The sequence below is a fragment of the Massiliimalia massiliensis genome (assembly GCF_900155615.1).
Lineage (GTDB): Bacteria > Bacillota > Clostridia > Oscillospirales > Ruminococcaceae > Massiliimalia > Massiliimalia massiliensis.
The window spans coordinates 658,387-675,478 of the sequence record NZ_FUHT01000002.1 but is presented as its reverse complement, the minus strand read 5'-3'; the positions used below and the strand labels follow the sequence as shown (position 1 = coordinate 675,478).

Below are 17,092 nucleotides of genomic sequence, written 5' to 3'. Positions count from 1 at the left end.
GGAGAAGATGGCAGAGAGTATGAAGGGCTTGAAGCGAACCCATTATTGCGGAGAGCTTCGGGCGGAACAAATTGGCCAGGAGGTTGTAGTCGGCGGCTGGGTGCAGAAGCAGAGGGACAAAGGGACGTTGATTTTCGTTGATCTGCGCGACCGGACTGGGATTGTCCAGCTTACCTTTGACGACCGCACTGACCGCGCCGTTCATGAAAAGGCGGCAGGACTGCACAGCGAATACGTCGTGATGGCAAAGGGAACGGTTTTGAAGCGGGAAGCGCCGAACCCGGAGCTGGAAACCGGTGAAATCGAAATTTTTGTAACAGAGCTACGGGTTCTGTCCGCGGCGCAGACACCGCCGTTTCATATCAGTGGAGACAACAAGGTAAACGATGAAATCCGGCTGAAATACCGGTATTTGGATTTGCGCCGGAAGGGACTGCAGGATAATATTCGGATGAGGCATGAGCTTGCCAAATCCACGCGGGAATATTTCTATGAAAACGGATTTTTAGAAATTGAAACTCCGATGATGATTAAATCCACGCCGGAGGGCGCGAGGGACTACCTTGTCCCATCCAGGGTGCATAACGGGAAATTTTATGCTCTGCCGCAGTCGCCGCAGATTTATAAGCAGCTTTTGATGATCTCCGGTTATGACCGGTATATCCAGCTTGCCCGGTGCTTCCGGGACGAGGATCTTAGGGCTGACCGTCAGCCGGAATTTACCCAGATTGATATGGAAATGAGCTTTGTGGATATTGAGGATATTCTGGAAATCGGAGAAGGCTTTGTCAAAAAAGTATTTCATGACGTCCTGAATGTTGAGATCGAGACCCCGCTTCCGAGAATGACCTACAGAGAAGCGATGGAGCGATATGGGAGCGATAAGCCGGATACCCGTTTCGGGATGGAAATTGTAGATGTGTCCGATCTGGTGAAGGACAGTGAATTTGGCGTGTTCAGCGGTGCGGTAAAGGACGGCGGAAGCGTCAGGGCGATTGTCGCGAAAAACGCGGCGGCGGCATTAACCCGGAAAAATATTGATAAGCTGGTAGAATATGTCCGTGGGATCGGCGCAAAAGGGCTTGCTTTTGTCCGCTGGGCGGATCAGGCGCCAGCCTGTTCCTTCTCCAAGTTTATGAGGGAAGGCGAGCTGGAGCAGATTTTGGAACGCCTTGGCTGCGGGCAGGGAGATGTGGCGCTGTTCGTCGCGGATAAAAACAAGGTGACGCTGCCGGTGCTGGGCGCGCTGCGCTTAACTGTCGCAAAGCAGCTTGACATCATCCCGGAGGGCTACAATTTTCTTTGGATTACGGAATTTCCGTTCTTCGAATGGGATGAGGATAGCGGAGCCTGGGTCGCAATGCACCATCCGTTTACCATGCCGATGGACGAATGCCTGGAATATCTGGACAGCGATCCCGGCAAGGTGCGGGCAAAGGCCTATGACCTTGTCCTGAACGGAACAGAGCTCTCCAGCGGGTCAATCCGTATTACAGATTATGAGCTGCAGCAGAAGATGTTTGAAGCACTCGGGCTTTCTGAAGAAGAGATCGAAGCGAAATTCGGGTTCCTGGTAGAAGCCTATAAATATGGTGCGCCGCCGCACGGCGGAATGGGAATTGGGCTTGACCGTCTGGCTATGATTATGACCGGAGCGGACAGCCTGAGGGACGTAGTAGCGTTTCCAAAGGTACAGAATGCGAGTGAGCTGATGAGCGAATGCCCATCTCCTGTGGACAGTACACAGCTTAAAGAGCTGGGGATTCAGCTTCTGGAGACGAAGCAGGCAGAATAGTCAAAGAAAGCAGAACGCTGGAAAATCAGCGTTCTGCTTTCTTTATATCTCTGGTTTGCCACTCGTTTTGAATTGTTAGGAGAAGCCGGTTTTCCTTAACGTTTATAGAGCTTTGCAATGACGAGCCCGATTCCCAAAAGGAGAACGGAACCGCCGAACAGCAGCCAGGACAGGAAATCCTGTCCCTGGGCAGAGGAGGCTTGTATATCGCCGCCGGGAAAAGTCCGCTCCTGCCCTGCGTCGCCGTCCGGGAACTCTTTCAGATCTCCAAAGTCAGGTGCTTGCTGTGTGTTTTCATCCTGGGCGGGTGTTTCAGTACTGTCCTCTGTGCTGCCAGAGATGCTCTCATCCGCCTGGCTTTCATCGCCGCTTTCCGATTCTCCTGGTGTGGATTCTGTACCATTCTGTTCTTGTCCGGGCGGCATCATCTGTCCGTTTTGTGTAGGAGGTTCGGCTCCATCCGGTAGCTCCGGGGGCGACTGCATATCGGCTGCAGCTGTAAATAAAGAATCTTCGGCAGCACCCTGTCTGCTCTGGAACCCTGCAAAGCCATCCTCACTTTCCGGGCTATCCTGGATTTCCGTTTGTGTTTTTCCGCGCGCGCCACCAAAGCTATTGCTTCCCATTACCGAGATGTCAAGACTGCTGGCGTCAATCAGGTTGGATGAATCCTCTGCCTGTCCCGAGGAGGTGGAGGGGATTGTTCCGTCAAGCTGCGCCTTTACGCTTTCCGCCCGCAGCAGGCAGAATTCCTTCAGAGTCTCTGCGGCCGACTGGAATTCCTCGTAGGTACAGAAAGCGGTCGGATCCTTTTCCACATAGGGTGAGATCATTTCAATTGTTTCATCAAAGAGTTCTTCAAAATAGCCGCTTTCAAAGTAAGAGGAAATGAAATCCGCGAAGGCTTTGTGATAGGCTTCCGTATAGTTCTCCTGTGAAAAAATCCAGGATACCATTGGACGGTCCTCAATATCTCCGCTGGTAACGGGGGAATCAATCGGGGAATTTACCAGGCTGGTGGCCTGGTCTGTACCTTGGGCGCTGCCGCCCATTGACATGCCGCCAAAGGCAAGATTGTAATCCCAGGCGATCATGGAAAGGGCGCCGTCATTTTCTCGAAGATAATAGTTGTGGATCATATTCCCGGTATAGCTGTCCCCGTTCAGGACAAAGTTATGGGCGACAAAATAAGAGATAATTTCTTCTGTATCCAGAATCCCCTCCAAATTTTCCTGCTCGTTGAGTTGTTTGATGGAAGAGATCAGACGGTCTTTATCCGAATCGGTGACATCGAAGACAGCATTGGAAAAGATATTGTCATAGCTGTCATAGGAATCGTCAGTATAGAGAAGCTGGACGTCTGTGCTTCCCATACCGCCGCCCTTATTGCCGCCGGCATTCATGTCCATGCTGTCCGGCTTGTAGATATTCCCGTAATCTGAGCCATAGGTTCGCTGGGCAAAACCGTCCTCAATGCCCTCTGCCGCAGTGTAAAGCCCCCAGTCCTCGCCGTTGACGGTGATCCAGACGAAGCTGCACAGGGGTGTTTCCGCACCTGCCTGCTGCATCATGCTATAGCAGAGAAAGTCCTTCATATAGGTGTTATCCTGGACAATATTATTCAGGCAAAGCTTATCCAGACCGTAATAGGTGATGCTGTCATCATAATGGTCGAATTCTACCTTAAAGCTAAACCGGTCTGAATCGGTGGAGGCGACCTGAGTCAGCGAGGAGTTTCCTTTGGTACGGATAGCCACGTTCTGGAGGGATTCTCCGTCGATTACAATGTCGCAGGTAATATATTCCTCCGAGGTTGCGTTGTCAAGCATTTCCTGCCAGTCTGATTCCTCCGCCGCGATATCAATGGTGTGGACAGTCTTGGTATTGAACAGCTTTTCTTCATATCCAACTGCGGCGGCAGTCGACACGACGCCAAGCTGTTTGGCATTGAGCACAAGTATCGCAGCCACTACAGTCAAAATACTGATTACAATACAGACGATGTTGGTGTATTTACTTTTAGACATGGCGGCGCTCCTTAATTCATATAGTCGCCGTTATAGCTGACCAGAACCGCACTGCTTACCCCGTTCAACTGAGAAAGCTCATTGACAAAGTCGGTATTGCTGTCCTTAAGACGTATTTCGTAGTTGATCTCCACCGATCCGGCGGCAGCTGTTTTGGATTTAACCACGCATCGGTCTGCCCTCTGGGAGAGCAGTGCGTAAGCAGCATCCTCAGAAGCCTTTGAGTCGCAGTGAATCACTGCAATATAGGGGTGGTCATGGGATTTTTTGTTCACAAAGAAAAGCAGGATTAATCCAACTGCCACGCTGCCGAATACTGCAAGCGGAATCAGTCCTGCGGCCAAAACAATCCCGACCGCAATAGACCAGAACAAAAAGACGATATCCAGAGGGTCTTTGATGGCTGTACGGAAACGGACAATAGACAATGCACCGACCATCCCAAGGGAAAGGACAATATTGCTGGTTACGGCTAAGATGACAATGGTGGTAACCATTGTCATAGCAATAAGAGAGGTGCCGAAGCTGGCTGAATACATTACGCCGCGGTAAGTTTTTTTATAGATCAGAAAAATAAAAATTCCGATTCCAAAGGCTAATACAATCGCAATCACCATATCTAAAATAGAAACGCTGGTGATGTTTTCTAAAAAGCTTGATTTAAATATATCCTGAAAAGTCATATCTGTTTCTCCTTACGCTTACAATATAAAATCAATTAACCATATCTTCTGCATTCCGCATATTTGGAAAAAGCGAGCATCCGGCGGCTGTCGAGCTGGACAAGATCGCGGATCAGATTTGGCAGAAATTCGTCGTATTTGACCTCCAGCAGATACTCCTCACATCCGCAGGGGAGGGTAACTGCGCTGTCTGTCAATGCGGCCTTCAGGTCTTTACTGGTTCGAATATGATGATCCAGAGTGATCCTGACATTTCCGGGATGGTATAGAAAGGGCTCTCGGATGTAATCGACGATTATCTTGGGCCGCAGGCACTGATGCTGCCATTTTTGATAGAAATCCTGAATCAGCGGGCTGCTGTTAGCTGTCATCCAGAAGCCGCTTCCGGAAAGGAGGTTTTTGGCTTCCCGGCAGGAAAGAGCAGCTTCTTCTTTGCAGCAAAGGCTGTTAAGCTTACTTTTCTTTTCCAGACGGATGAATGAGAGGTCAAGATTGTAAAACCGGATTCTGAATTTTTCCCGCCGGTTGACTCCATCGAGTTTCTGGCGCAGCGCCAGATCGCCGGGCGTGTCAAAATAAATGCTGCGAATCCGGTATTGGCCGCCTGCATCTGTATGTTCGTCAAAAGGAAGAACCCGGCGCAGGCGGGAACGAAGCGTTAAGTAATCGCAGTAGTTGATGATAAATTTTTCTTCATGTCTGAACTTCATTTCTTCACCTCCTCTGTAATAGGCATGTTAAGGTTACGTAAAATATTATAAAAAGCAGTTGTGTGGATTTTGTGATAAGAAATCTTCATTTTTGAATGCTTTTGTGAAAGTTTTTTGAAAATATCAGGAAGCCTGCAAGATAGAAACAATGACTTTGCAAAGAGATGTATTTATGTTATAATCTCATTAAAGAGAAGCCTTTGCGCAGAACTTTCATAAGCCGTTTTAGTAAAGGGCGCGGGGCAGGAGATAAGAAGCTTTATTATGCGACGTAAGAAGGCTGGTACGGTAATGGAAAATAGTTGTCCAAAATGTGGCAGGAAAACGTCTTTATCCGTCTGCCCGGAGTGCGGTGCCAGGCTGACCGGGCAGGAAACAAAGGGAAAATTTGCAATAGCTGAGGAAACGTTGGAGCAATTCTTAAACGAGCCGGCTTTTCCACAGGCAGAAATAGAGTATTATCAAGAGGAATTGCCGCCGCAGAGCACCCTGTATGAAGAGGACGAGGAGGACTCGATCCTTTCGGAGGAAAAACCAGAGCTGCCGGAATGGCTGATCACCAGGCGGTTTCCAAAGCAATATGTACAAAAACGCGACAGCCTGAAAAAAAGCGGGTTTCCTGTTGGCTTTCTGTCTGTATTAAAATGGGCCTTCCTGCTGCTTTCTGTTGCGGCGCTTTACTATATTTTTGCTGATGGCAGGATGTATTACCAGAAAATCCTGGAGGCGGAAAGCACGGCCATGCTCGTTTACTGTGTGGCTGGAGCAGTAGGTACGATGTTCAGCTATTTACTGGTATTTTTCGTTACATATGGGTTTTGGAGATTGAAAGAAGCTGGATACTATGGTTGGCTGGTCAGGATATTAGCCAGAAGTATTCTGCTTTCGCTTACCCTAAATTGGGCTTCAGGCAATGATGCAAACCATATGGCCTTTTTAATCAGTCTCCTGTTTGTGGTGCAGGCGCCGTTTGATCTGTTAGTTTTATGGTATTTGGAAAAGCGAAGATTTATTTTTAGCCAAAAGGGCGAGCTTCCGGAGGTTACGATTCTGTCCGGAGGGAGCCTTAGGGTAAAAGCAACACAGGGCATGCGAAAGAGATTTTGTCTCTATTCCTTGGCCTATCTTGCTAGTTTTATCATCTCATTGGTCATTGTGTACGCGGCCGGGGCTGTCATCAAGGCGTGAGGGACAGACTGGATCTGCTGCTTGAAACAAAAAACAATTATATCGAAGGAGGAATTCGTATGGAGCAATTAGAAATTATGGAGGGGATTCTTAACAGCTATCCTTATCCGATTGTGTTTGTGGACAAGGATTTTGTGATCCGTTACATGAACCAGTGCGCGCAATACCATTATTATCAGGAACGAGGATATAAAGATCTGATCGGGAAAAGTATTTTTGAATGCCATGACAGTGAAATGGCAAAAGAAAAAATCAAAAAGGGCTTTGAAAGCATTTGCCGCAATGGAAAACCGATTTTTGTAGGAGTAAATATCAAAAATCTACGTATTTACATGCAGGGAGTAAAAAACCAGGCGGGGGAATGGATTGGCTTTTTCGAACGGTTTGAACTCAACTTACAGAAATAAAACAGGCGGTCGTCCATTGGACGACCGCCTGTTTTATTTCTGTATAATTTATTGTCCATCTCGAATAAATGGAAAACGAATTTCGTTATCAATTAATTTTTGATAGGCGTTCACTTTTCTGAATGTATTTCCCATCATTTCTTCTTTACGATATCTGCGAATTTCATCCATATTAAAATCAGCAAAAAACAATCCCTCTGATAGTTCGTCCGCCATGAAAAGTGTATTATCGATACTTTTGCCATGAGCATCCCAACAGATGGGACTGAAAGCACAGGAACAACCAGCATTTTCGCGGTTAGGATTTGCCATAGCAATTCCCACCATATTTTCATATGCTCTGGTGGAAAGAGCCTGAAGGCGCGGCTTCATGGTATCGCAATCGTTAGGTACAAGAATGAGCTCCGCACCCTTGAGCATAAGAATTCTTGCGCTTTCCGGATATTCCCTATCATAGCAAATCATAACACCTAGCTTGATGCCGTCAAAACTGCAGGTCTTAAATTCTGTACCGCTTTGAAGGCACCGTTCAGCAGAAAAGTCACAGGTGTGAACTTTTGAATATTTCATCAAAATCTCACCATTTTTGTCTATAACAAAGGCGGAGTTTTGTGGCTTACCATCGCCTTTTGTAAATGCAGTCGCAACGACGCCAATGCGAAAGCTTTTAGCTGCGTTACAGATCGCAGCAATGCTTGGATCATTGTCAGCCAATGCCTCTTTATTCGTAATTGGCAGTGTATAGCTTGTAATAAAGCACTCGGGAAGCAGAAGAATATCAGCATTTAACTTTGCTGCTTCCTGCATCATACAAATAACGGTTTGCGTATTTTTAACCAGATTTTTTTTAACTGCGTTTATTTGCAAAATCGCTACCTTGAAAACCATGTTTTCTCCTTATAAAATTACAATTCCTCAACAAAATGATTGTCGTACATGTTCAAATACTTTTTATATACAAAATCATCATTTCCGTCAAAATTCAGTTGATACATTCTAAAAACAACGGGAAAGTCTTTTGGCTGCCATTGTTCCTCATAGGAATAGCAGTATTTCATACCGACTTTCTGCATAACGTTTCCGCTTCGCGGATTGTTTCTGTCGTGCGTCGCGGTGATATATGGCAATCCGTCTTTTTTCACCTGTTCGACAACAGCCTTGCCTGCCTCAGTAACAATTCCCTGATGCCAAAATTCCTTGCGGAGTCCATAGCCAAAATCGTGGTGGTCTTCCATTTCAACCTTAATATAGCCAATAGGATAATGATCGCTTTTAAGACAAATAGCATAGACATACGCTTGCGGCTGCGCATACTTTACGGCATATCTTTCCTCATAAAATTTTTTGGTTTCCTCAAGGTTCTTCATAGGATACCAAGGCAGGAATTTATTAACTTCCTCATCTTTAAGAATTAGAAAAAGAGCTTCCAAATCATCTTCTGTAAATCGTCTCAAAATTAAACGTTCTGTTTCAAGTGTCGGTGTGTTCATTCTATCTGCCTTTCAATATCTTTATCATATTCAGCAATGATTTCCTTTAAAGTGTGCTTTGCGTTTTCAGAAACCGTTTTATTTGTATCTGTGCTTTGAAGATCCTTCAAAAATAGTGCTAGTTCTGACGCAAAGCTCGCTTTGTCTGCAACATTTTACTCATTCGTTGTTTCGCCCTCTATGTAGCTGTTGACCGACCAAACAAAGGGATAAGCATCATTCGGATGTCCCATTGCAAGCGATTTTGAAATCGGCAGGGATAGATGCTTTGCTAAATACGGAAGCCACTGAACCCCCTTTTCAACCTGCGGCACATAATCCTTACCGCTCGGCAGGCGTACCGTCATCGTACTCCCTAAATGAAACGTTCGATTATCGTGTCCGCTCTTTGCCACAGGACGAATTTCCAATCCGCTCCATGCGGGAAACTGTGTCTCGATTAGTCTGCGAACAATATCTGTTGTTATTTCTGCCATAGATTCTCCCATTGACTTCTTACATACGGCTGTCTGTATCTTCGCGTAATCTCATATATACACTGAAAGTATAACAAAACCATCCGCACTTTGCAATACGGAGGATTTCTTTTTATTTTAAAATGCGAAGTCAAATATGCCTTCTATTCAAACTCGACAAAGCCTAATCAATTTTGTTTAGTGATTATTCTCTGTCGTGTATGTAGTTCTTTTGATTATTTGATATATCCATATTATCCTGCCTATATGGGCTAATGTTATCATTTTGTTATCGGCATTGATAACATCAGTCATATCACTGTAGATAATAGCAATATGTTTCGGTTCAAATTATAAGCGATTTTGCTTAGAAAATCAAGCCGTATGGTGTAATTATTTGCTTTCGTCTTTGCAGAAATTAACAATAAAGCTCTTTACATCAATAAGCGTTTCCTGCTTGCACTTTGGGCAGTAAAGAGGGAAGTTTTTCATTTCGGTGTCTTCTCTGATTTTATCGTGTGTTTTTCTGCCGCAAACAGGGCAAAGTATCCATTCTGTTTTAATGTTCATAGTATATCCTCTTATCCCAAATCTTTTAATACCGCAGAAATATCCGAGTTAATGCAAATTGCTTGCTTTGCAATTTCTCTCGGTGCTGCCGCCTCGCCGTAGTTAATGCAGGCATAAGTTGCGTGTCTATTCTGTGCAGTCATTTGCCAAAATGGATATTTTATGATGACAGGCGTATTTGCTCCCACGCCGAGTTCCAAAAATAAAATGTGCATACCGTTATGCTGTCTGATAAAGTCCTCATAGCGATTTGCCGCCATATACCAACCTTTATCCTGTACAAAGGAGTTATCGCACCGCAAATTCATTGTCATAGGTGCGCCGCAAACAGGGCATTTCGGAATCAATTCTGACGGAATTTTCAAATCCTTTTGCTCTGCCACCATTTGTCGTACTGTTTCCTCGTTATCATAGGTCTTGTCGTGGCAGGCTTTGGAGCATTGCCATAAACCATAATCGCCCTGTGTATAAAAAAGCCGTTTCTTATCAAAGCCTGCAAGCTGAAATTGATGGTCTACATTTGTGGTTAACACAAAATAGTCCTTGTCTTTGACGAGTTCTAACAACTCTGTGTAGGGCCGACCTACATCTATATCATAACGGTTGATATAGATGTGTTTTGACCACCATGCCCAATATTCTTCCAGAGAGTTGTACGGATAAAAACCGCCCGAATACATATCGGTAATGCCATATTTTTTACGAAAATCAGCAAAGTTTCTTTCAAAGCGCTCCCCGTCATAAGCAAATCCCGCCGAGGTTGACATTCCCGCACCTGCGCCGATCACAATAGCGTCGGCGTTATCTATTTCATTTTTCAGCCTGTCAATCTGCTCGGAGTAGCTTCCGATAGATGTTGTAATCCAGTTCCTTAAAAACATTGAATATCACCTCAATTTTGCTGTGAGTTCGTTCTTTATACTCCTTTACTGCTTGATTCGCAATTTTTGCTGCTTTATCATTTGAAAAATGGAACTCACCTGTAGAGATACAGCAGAACGCAATACTGTTTAATCTGTTTTGCTCGGCTAATTCCAAACAAGAACGATAGCAGGAAGCAAGCAAATCACAATCCCGCTGTGTTAAGCGACCTCGAATAATCGGGCCGACTGTATGCAGAATATACCGACAAGGCAGATTGTAGGCGAGCGTGATTTTCGCTTTACCGGTTTCTTCTTCGTGACCTTGTTTCTTCATAAGTTCTGCACAAGCCAACCGAAGCTGCACCCCTGCAAAGGTATGAATCGCATTATCAATACACCCGTGATTGGGACAGAAGCAGCCAAGCAGCCTACTGTTGGCGGCATTTACAATAGCATCGCATTTCAGCGTGGTAATGTCACCTTGCCACAGATACACTCCCGGCTGAAGCGGTTGCAAATCGGCAACACTTGTAATTCCTTTTTGCCGTACTTCTTCCTGTAAGTAGGTATCCTGTATCGTCAAAAATTCATCGGTTACAGGCAAGGGCATACGGATATTAAAAAGCGAACGAAGCAGAATTTTTTGTTCCTGTTCACTCGACGGAATTTCTATTTTAGAATACTGCGGCTGTTCTTTTAGGAGCGCCGCTATTAAATATTTTCTTTTTTCGGTTTGTGACATTTTTCTATCCTCTCCGAACAACTGCTTTTTGAGGACAAACTCTTAAACAGTTGCCGCAATGCAAACAATTTTCCTGTTTTATAGCAGCAGGGGTAACGGTAAAATCAATGCAGTTTTGTGGACAGGCTACCTTACAGGATTTACAGCCCGTGCATTTGTCCGTGATTTCATATCCCTGCATTTCCTTTTCTTGATTTCCAATCGTAAACGAAACCCGTTCAATCGGTTTCTTTGAAAGGTCAAACCATTCGCCGCTTCCCTCATAAAGCCGAAAGACAGTAAGTGCCTGCCTGGACTCTTTGGTTGGATAGATTTCTTTCACATATGGATTTTTTATAAAAAGCCTTTGCAGAGGTGCATTTCCCATTTCCTGCACTTTGCCACAAACAGAAATCGCTACACAGGACAGCGTATCGTTGCCTTTTATACCTGTTAATGAAGCATATCCGTTTTTCTTTAAGCGGTTATAAAATCCTTTTCCCTTTGCCGTTAGAAAATATAACCCTTTTTCGTCACTATCCATTATGTCAATCGCACAGGTAACGGGTAGCCCGCTGTCATCAACGGTCGCCATAATAACCGAATGTATTTGTTGTTCTAAAAAATATAAGATTTCGTTTGTATTCACTTTCGTGTACCTCTTTTTCAAGTAGAACGGGGCTGCCATATTGACAGCCCCGCCACCATATTAAGCGAAGAAAAATCCTGCCGTCATATCGAGATAGTTCTGACCGCTGTATGCAGGGTACTGTTTCTGTACTTCTGCCTTGAAGCTGTCGGAATCCGCACAATTCGCCGCAATCTTTTTCAAGTTTTCAAGATAGTCGATTTTGGTTTGTGCGTCTTTCAAATCCTCCGGCGTATAGTGCGAGGTCAGAATCAGATCGTAACCCTTTTCAATATAGCTGCTCAGTTCTGCAATGATTCCGTCAGCGTGGTTTGCACCTGCAACAATGGAGTGACAGTCATGTCCGAGCATATGGGTGTAAACGGCGTTAATTTCGGGAATTGCAATGTCAAACGCTTCTGCGGTCTGCTTGATTACAAAATCAATGCCGCCGATTGTCACCTGACCCTCTCCAATGACTTGGGTAATCTTATGAATAGAGTTATCGAAAGTCTCCCCGAAGGCGTTTGTAAAATTCGCTACCAGTGCTTTACCGCCTCCGTTTGTCGAGTAGTCCGCAGCATTTTGCGTTGCATATTTCGGAACTTCCGGCAGGAAGGTAGCGCCTGCACCGTGGTAAGCAATGAGCATACCCTCAACCTCAACATCTTTCAGATATTCTGCAAGCTCTCTGTTGTTGTCAAAAAAGCAAGGGGATTCAATGATAACGGCTCTACCGTCTTTTTCAACAATAAAAACTTCATCATCAATGAAATCGTTGGTCTTGTATGCGTGCAGCTTAATGCTGCCGAAATCGTAAATATTCATTTCGCCTTTTGCGAGTTTTACGGTTGTAAAAGTGTTTTTATTCACAACGGTCATCTCCTTCATACATTTTATTCACTGACAACGCTGAAGCGCTGCTGAATATGGTTGCCGTTTTCTGCTTCGTCAATCATAGCGATAGCATAGTCCGCATAACTGATAACACTTTCACCTTTGGAATTGAGCGTCAGTTCTTCGCCGCCCAGAATGTACTTTCCGGTGCGAACACCCTCGGCCTGAAAATCTCCGGCAGGGCTTAAATATGTCCACTTGATATCATTGCGCTGGCGTAGCTCACTCAACGCTTTAGCCATTGCAGCTGCGAGAGGCTTGAAGATATCCGGGAAATCCGGGCCGTCAGATACACAGGCGGTGTGCTCAGGATTGATATACAAACTGCCTGCACCACCGACAACCAATAAGCGGATATTTGTGCCGGAGAGAATGTCGCACAGGTGCTTGAGGGAAGTGCTGTGCTGAGGAAGAGTGTCTTCCGTCCACGCACCGAACGCATCAATAACAACATCGCTGTCTTTCAGATCGTTTAAGGTCAAATCAAATAGATCCTTGGTGATGACCTTTGCTCCTGCGGGAGCCTTGTCGGTTGGGCGTACAACAGCGGTGACCTCGTGACCTCTGGAAAGAGCCTCCTGCACCAACTTAGAACCCTGCTTACCTGCTGCGCATACAATTGTGATTTTCATTTTGTTTTCCTCCTTAAAATTTGTTTGGCTATTGCCAAAAATTCTTTTTAAAATGTTCATAATGGATTTCTCCTTTTGGATTTGCTCGAGCCTTGGAGCGGCCGTCCTCCGTAGCTCTTGACTATATTATATGAGCGTCCGTTTCAGCCGTAAAGTACGCACAATATTGTGGCGTTGTTACCGCAAGGTAACAATTGGATAGTTACCCAAAGGAAACAAATGCGTAGTTTCAGTCTTTAGGGCGATTTTATATAGCAAAAAAATTTTTGAAAAATTTTTTATTTCCCTTGATTTCAAACTGAAATATTGATTGCTTTAAGGCTGTATGGTATAATTATATGTAAAGTTTCAAATAGAAACTAATCGGAGGTGAGCAAATGAGTACACAAAAAACAGCAAAAGAATTACCCGCTTGTCCTGTGGAAACGACTTTAACTTTAATCGGCGATAAATGGAAAGTTTTAATTTTGCGTGACCTGCTTACAGGAACAAAAAGATTTGGAGAATTAAAAAAATCAGTCGGCAATGTATCTCAAAAGGTACTGACTGCACAGCTTCGGGCAATGGAAGAAAGCGGTCTGTTAACCCGGACGGTATATGCCGAGGTGCCTCCGAGAGTGGAATATACCTTGACAGAACTTGGAGAAAGTCTGAAACCAATTCTTGATTCAATGTGGAATTGGGGCGAGGAATATAAGGCTTCATTAGGTTAAAAAATGGCGAGTATCCGTTATTGGATACCCGCCGTTTTTTAACTGTAAATGAGATTGGTATAAATGACTTCTTCTGCTCTACCCCGAATATTATTCATTGCTCCAATCCACGCCATTTGGTCGGTTGCTTTAAGTTGTTCCGTTACACCCTCACACTCTGCCATCTGCTCCACCAACCGTGAAAACATTTCTTGTGCCTGCTCATCAATATTGACAAGATAGCTGTTTAAATTACCGCTTGTCAGCAGAGTAGTATAGGTTGCCTTTTTATGCTCTCGCAGATAACGTTTGTGCCTCTGCCCCCAAACACCGATAACTGTTTCTTTTTCGGCGGGTAAGGTAAGGCAGGGGATAAGATAATCCCCTCGCCGTACATAAGTGCCGCCCATTTCTTCAAAAATTGTCTTTGTCATTTTGTTTTCCTACCTTTCATTTTCTTTATTTCTAAAGCGTGTACCACGCTGTTTAGACTGCCTTGCCTGTTCTAACAGCCTGTCAATCTGCCAATTTCCAAAAGCTTTCCGTAACAGCTTATAATCCTTAATTTCCTCCCGCAAACGATTATTATCGGCTGTCAACTGCTTATTTTGTTCTTTTAGCCGTTCATTACTTCTATACAGACTTGCGTTTGCCTGATTAAGCCTTTGGTAATCATCAACCGCCTGAAAGCACCTTACCATAAATGTTTTGACAAGAGATTTCAACTTCTTAAATAACGGCTCGACTATTTTACTCTTGTAATTTTTTGCCGTCATAAAACCTTGTGGCTCTGGCAGTTGGTACTCAGGAGCATCATCCAATGCTTCTTGCATTTGCAAGAGTGAATCTGCCCCTTTATCAAAGTTTTCGATACGCTTTGATAGTACATCAAACTCCGTCTGTTTTTTCTCAATTTTACTTTCTAATTGCTGAATTTCCGCTGCTCGTTCCTGCTTTTTATAATCCAAAACAGATAAGTGTTTTTCGTGTGTGCCTTTCTGCTCCCACTCAATACCGTACCGTTCCATAACACAAGCAAGCTGCTCTTTTTCGGATTGTACCCATTGTGACCACTCCGTATCGCCACGGCTGCCGCCCTTAAATCCCTGTGCAGCGAGAGCCTGTTTCAGCGATACTCTTGTATCAAGACCACGCTTACTGCCTGTTGTAAACGGTATAAAATCAATGTGCAGATGTGGTGTTGCTTCGTCCAAATGCAGATGAGCAGAAAACACTCTAAGGTGCGGATTTTTCTCTTTAAAGCCACGATAATACTCATCTAAAATCTGCCTCGCAAGCTGTCCGTTTTCGCTTTCCGCACTCATATTTTCCTTATCTCCAATCTGCAAAATCAATTCGTGAAATGGCTTTTCCTGTTTGGAGCTTCTGATTTTTTCATAATAATCTGCTATCTTTCGGTCTGCTCTTGTTTGCTTGCCGTTGTACCTTTCAAGTGCTTCATCAAATAATTCGTGATAAACGTTCTTAATACTCTCGTTGCAATAATCTATATTGAGGTGGGAACGGTCAGCGTTCACATTCTCCGCTTTGAATTTACGGCTGTTGTGATTGACCGAGCCTTTCCCGACCATTGCACTAATCGTCCGTTGGATAAAATCACTTCCTTTCCATTCCGCCGCTTGCGGCGAGCCTTTGTTACTTTCTGCGAAAGTAACGCAAAAGCACTTTTGACAGGCAAGCCTATCAAAAATGCAGACCTGTTAAGAATGGCAAGCCATTCTTCGCAGGTTTTGCGTTCTCCGAAGGGCAAAGAGCCGCCTTTGAAAAGGCACTCTCTGCACACTCCGCTAAACTTTCATATCGCTCACTACCCACCGAAAAAGAACATTGCAAGATTGCACTTGTTCCGCACCTTTGCAATGTTGCAACCTTAAAAGTTGCTTGTTTCTTTTTCTTCGGGAAGTTCCCAATACCATCCGCTGCCTTCCTTTGTCGACTTAACACCGAGAGATTTTTTCGCTTCATCAAGCACTCTTTTTGAGATACCAAAATTCTGTGCTTTTTTCAATACACTCTGCTGAAGACATTTTCCGTTTGACAGACAATCCATTATTAAATTCTCTGCTTGTTCGGATTTCTTTTCACGACTAACGCCGTTCAATAAATCGTCGATAGAAATATCATAATGACCTTTCCACACAAATCCTGTTTCTTTATTCAGTTCAAAAGCGATAGGCTTGCCTTCAGGTGCAAGAGAAGATTTTTCGTGTGCAACTACTCGCACTTCCTTGTTTTCCTTGAGCCTGCCGACAATGAGTACACTTCGTGCCGTTGCCTGAAAGTCGATTGAGCCAAGACCTCTGTAATTTGCTTTGCCGCCTTGTACTTTATTTAAGTGTCCGACAAGGATAACGGCACACTCGTGCTTTTCTGCTACTCGACCTAACTGTGAAAGAACATTGCGAACTTCGTTTGCTCTGTTCATATCAATTTTTGCGCCGATATATGCTTGCACAGGGTCTAAAATGATTATCTTTGCGCCTGTTTCAATAATTGCCCGCTCCACTCTTTCATCAAGCATTGAAAGTGCCGCTTCCGATTCATCGATTACTTTTATTTGCGTACAATCAGCATTGCCCGTAAGCAGACGAGGTTTAATTGTGTCGCTAAGTCCGTCCTCTGCTGTTTGGTAAATAATCTTTATCGGCTCACGCTCCGTATCATCACAGGGCAATTTGTCGCCCCTTGATAGGATAGAAGCTAACTGTAAAATCATCATTGTTTTTCCGTCGCCGGGATCGCCGTGAACAATGGTTATCTTTCCATAAGGGATATACGGATACCAAAGCCATTCGACTTCGGTAGCAGGTATTTCGTCCATATTCAAAATTTTAAGTTTAGCCATTATAACCACCGCCTTTTTCGCTGAAAGTATTGAAGTTCACGGTTTTTTGGGTTATACTATTGTCAGTACATTTAGAAAGTGACTGCTCCGTATCTGTTGCCGCAGATACATTCGGAGTGGTCATTTCTTTTTTATTCTCCATTCTCCCCATCTCCTTTCATTCCTCCGAGGATAACGGCAATCAGTTCAATCACATTAAGCAATTCCTCATCTACACCATTTCCTGCTTCAATCCTCTGTAACTCTGTAAGAACAGCCACAAGTTCTGTTTTAAGAGCCTTATATACTCTCGGATTCCCCTGTACTACCACATCTTGATTTAAACAGCGGCGGTAACAGTATTCCTGCTTCGGCAGTCCTGATAATGCTACTGCTTTATTAATGAGTTCATTTTCTTCGGGCGATACCCGAAACCCTACTGTGATATTTCTCCATCTGTTTTTACCATCTCTGTTTTTCGCTGACATT

21 protein-coding genes are annotated in these 17,092 nt (G+C 44.4%); 4 read left to right on the top strand and 17 right to left on the bottom strand.

Annotated features, from left to right (window positions below):
* The first annotated feature begins 7 nt into the window (after positions 1-7).
* On the top strand, positions 8-1,795 hold the full coding sequence (gene aspS, locus CZ360_RS03325; protein WP_077532750.1) for an aspartate--tRNA ligase: 1,788 nt from the start codon (positions 8-10) through the stop codon (positions 1,793-1,795).
* Positions 1,796-1,890: 95 nt separating this feature from the next.
* Here the strand turns inward: aspS and CZ360_RS03320 are convergent, their stop codons facing one another.
* From CZ360_RS03320 to CZ360_RS03310, 3 genes are read right to left on the bottom strand one after another with little or no spacing between them, the layout of a single operon-like run.
* On the bottom strand, positions 1,891-3,822 hold the full coding sequence (locus CZ360_RS03320) for a CotH kinase family protein (protein WP_077532749.1): 1,932 nt from the start codon (positions 3,820-3,822) through the stop codon (positions 1,891-1,893).
* A gap of 11 nt (positions 3,823-3,833) precedes the next feature.
* The gene (locus tag CZ360_RS03315; RefSeq protein ID WP_077532748.1) at positions 3,834-4,505 is read right to left on the bottom strand and encodes a DUF4956 domain-containing protein; all 672 of its coding nucleotides are present in this window, start codon (positions 4,503-4,505) and stop codon (positions 3,834-3,836) included.
* Positions 4,506-4,540: 35 nt separating this feature from the next.
* On the bottom strand, positions 4,541-5,215 hold the full coding sequence (locus tag CZ360_RS03310; protein ID WP_077532747.1) for a polyphosphate polymerase domain-containing protein: 675 nt from the start codon (positions 5,213-5,215) through the stop codon (positions 4,541-4,543).
* A 291-nt stretch (positions 5,216-5,506) separates the two neighbouring features.
* Between CZ360_RS03310 and CZ360_RS03305 the strand changes: the two genes are divergently transcribed.
* Both CZ360_RS03305 and CZ360_RS03300 read left to right on the top strand, forming a co-directional pair.
* Positions 5,507-6,403, top strand: a complete 897-nt coding sequence (locus CZ360_RS03305; RefSeq protein ID WP_077532746.1) for a hypothetical protein — start codon at positions 5,507-5,509, stop codon at positions 6,401-6,403.
* Positions 6,404-6,462: 59 nt separating this feature from the next.
* A complete protein-coding gene (locus CZ360_RS03300) occupies positions 6,463-6,810 on the top strand; it encodes a PAS domain-containing protein (protein ID WP_077532920.1) in 348 nt (115 codons plus the stop codon).
* 48 nt (positions 6,811-6,858) lie between these two features.
* On the opposite strand, the gene CZ360_RS03295 is transcribed toward CZ360_RS03300, so the two are convergent.
* The 9 genes from CZ360_RS03295 to CZ360_RS03255 form a co-directional block, all read right to left on the bottom strand.
* Positions 6,859-7,698 (bottom strand): carbon-nitrogen hydrolase family protein, encoded by an 840-nt coding sequence (locus CZ360_RS03295; RefSeq protein WP_077532745.1) that lies wholly within the window; start codon positions 7,696-7,698, stop codon positions 6,859-6,861.
* 17 nt (positions 7,699-7,715) lie between these two features.
* A complete protein-coding gene (locus tag CZ360_RS03290) occupies positions 7,716-8,300 on the bottom strand; it encodes a GNAT family N-acetyltransferase (protein ID WP_077532744.1) in 585 nt (194 codons plus the stop codon).
* A gap of 155 nt (positions 8,301-8,455) precedes the next feature.
* Positions 8,456-8,776: a phosphotransferase gene (locus CZ360_RS03285; RefSeq protein ID WP_159438089.1), complete on the bottom strand. Its 321-nt coding sequence runs from the start codon at positions 8,774-8,776 to the stop codon at positions 8,456-8,458.
* Positions 8,777-9,148: 372 nt separating this feature from the next.
* Positions 9,149-9,325, bottom strand: a complete 177-nt coding sequence (locus CZ360_RS03280; protein ID WP_077532743.1) for a cysteine-rich KTR domain-containing protein — start codon at positions 9,323-9,325, stop codon at positions 9,149-9,151.
* Positions 9,326-9,336: 11 nt separating this feature from the next.
* Positions 9,337-10,206 carry an SIR2 family NAD-dependent protein deacylase gene (locus CZ360_RS03275; RefSeq protein ID WP_077532742.1) on the bottom strand — a complete coding sequence of 290 codons (870 nt, stop codon included), beginning with the start codon at positions 10,204-10,206 and terminating at the stop codon, positions 9,337-9,339.
* Positions 10,151-10,930: a protein-ADP-ribose hydrolase gene (locus CZ360_RS03270; protein ID WP_077532741.1), complete on the bottom strand. Its 780-nt coding sequence runs from the start codon at positions 10,928-10,930 to the stop codon at positions 10,151-10,153. Before CZ360_RS03270 ends, CZ360_RS03275 begins: the two co-directional genes overlap by 56 nt.
* Before the next feature lie 4 nt (positions 10,931-10,934).
* The gene (locus CZ360_RS03265) at positions 10,935-11,558 is read right to left on the bottom strand and encodes a 4Fe-4S binding protein (RefSeq protein WP_077532740.1); all 624 of its coding nucleotides are present in this window, start codon (positions 11,556-11,558) and stop codon (positions 10,935-10,937) included.
* A gap of 60 nt (positions 11,559-11,618) precedes the next feature.
* Positions 11,619-12,419 carry a hypothetical protein gene (locus CZ360_RS03260; protein WP_162841205.1) on the bottom strand — a complete coding sequence of 267 codons (801 nt, stop codon included), beginning with the start codon at positions 12,417-12,419 and terminating at the stop codon, positions 11,619-11,621.
* Between the two features lie 14 nt (positions 12,420-12,433).
* Positions 12,434-13,126 (bottom strand): NAD(P)-dependent oxidoreductase, encoded by a 693-nt coding sequence (locus CZ360_RS03255; RefSeq protein WP_407656921.1) that lies wholly within the window; start codon positions 13,124-13,126, stop codon positions 12,434-12,436.
* A 317-nt stretch (positions 13,127-13,443) separates the two neighbouring features.
* On the opposite strand from CZ360_RS03255, the gene CZ360_RS03250 reads away from it, so the two are divergent.
* The gene (locus CZ360_RS03250) at positions 13,444-13,779 is read left to right on the top strand and encodes a winged helix-turn-helix transcriptional regulator (RefSeq protein ID WP_077532738.1); all 336 of its coding nucleotides are present in this window, start codon (positions 13,444-13,446) and stop codon (positions 13,777-13,779) included.
* Positions 13,780-13,817: 38 nt separating this feature from the next.
* Here CZ360_RS03250 and CZ360_RS03245 read toward each other — a convergent pair whose 3' ends face one another.
* The 5 genes from CZ360_RS03245 to CZ360_RS03230 all read right to left on the bottom strand — a co-directional run bounded on the left by CZ360_RS03245 (position 13,818) and on the right by CZ360_RS03230 (position 17,091).
* Positions 13,818-14,192: a TnpV protein gene (locus CZ360_RS03245; RefSeq protein WP_077532737.1), complete on the bottom strand. Its 375-nt coding sequence runs from the start codon at positions 14,190-14,192 to the stop codon at positions 13,818-13,820.
* A gap of 9 nt (positions 14,193-14,201) precedes the next feature.
* The gene (locus CZ360_RS03240) at positions 14,202-15,350 is read right to left on the bottom strand and encodes a plasmid recombination protein (RefSeq protein ID WP_077532736.1); all 1,149 of its coding nucleotides are present in this window, start codon (positions 15,348-15,350) and stop codon (positions 14,202-14,204) included.
* 299 nt (positions 15,351-15,649) lie between these two features.
* On the bottom strand, positions 15,650-16,624 hold the full coding sequence (locus CZ360_RS03235; RefSeq protein WP_077532735.1) for an AAA family ATPase: 975 nt from the start codon (positions 16,622-16,624) through the stop codon (positions 15,650-15,652).
* Entirely contained in the window at positions 16,617-16,766 is a 150-nt protein-coding gene (locus CZ360_RS13985; RefSeq protein WP_159438088.1) for a hypothetical protein, read from the bottom strand. The genes CZ360_RS03235 and CZ360_RS13985 overlap by 8 nt, the downstream gene beginning before the upstream one ends.
* On the bottom strand, positions 16,756-17,091 hold the full coding sequence (locus CZ360_RS03230; protein ID WP_077532734.1) for a plasmid mobilization protein: 336 nt from the start codon (positions 17,089-17,091) through the stop codon (positions 16,756-16,758). Before CZ360_RS03230 ends, CZ360_RS13985 begins: the two co-directional genes overlap by 11 nt.
* Position 17,092 lies beyond the last annotated feature (1 nt).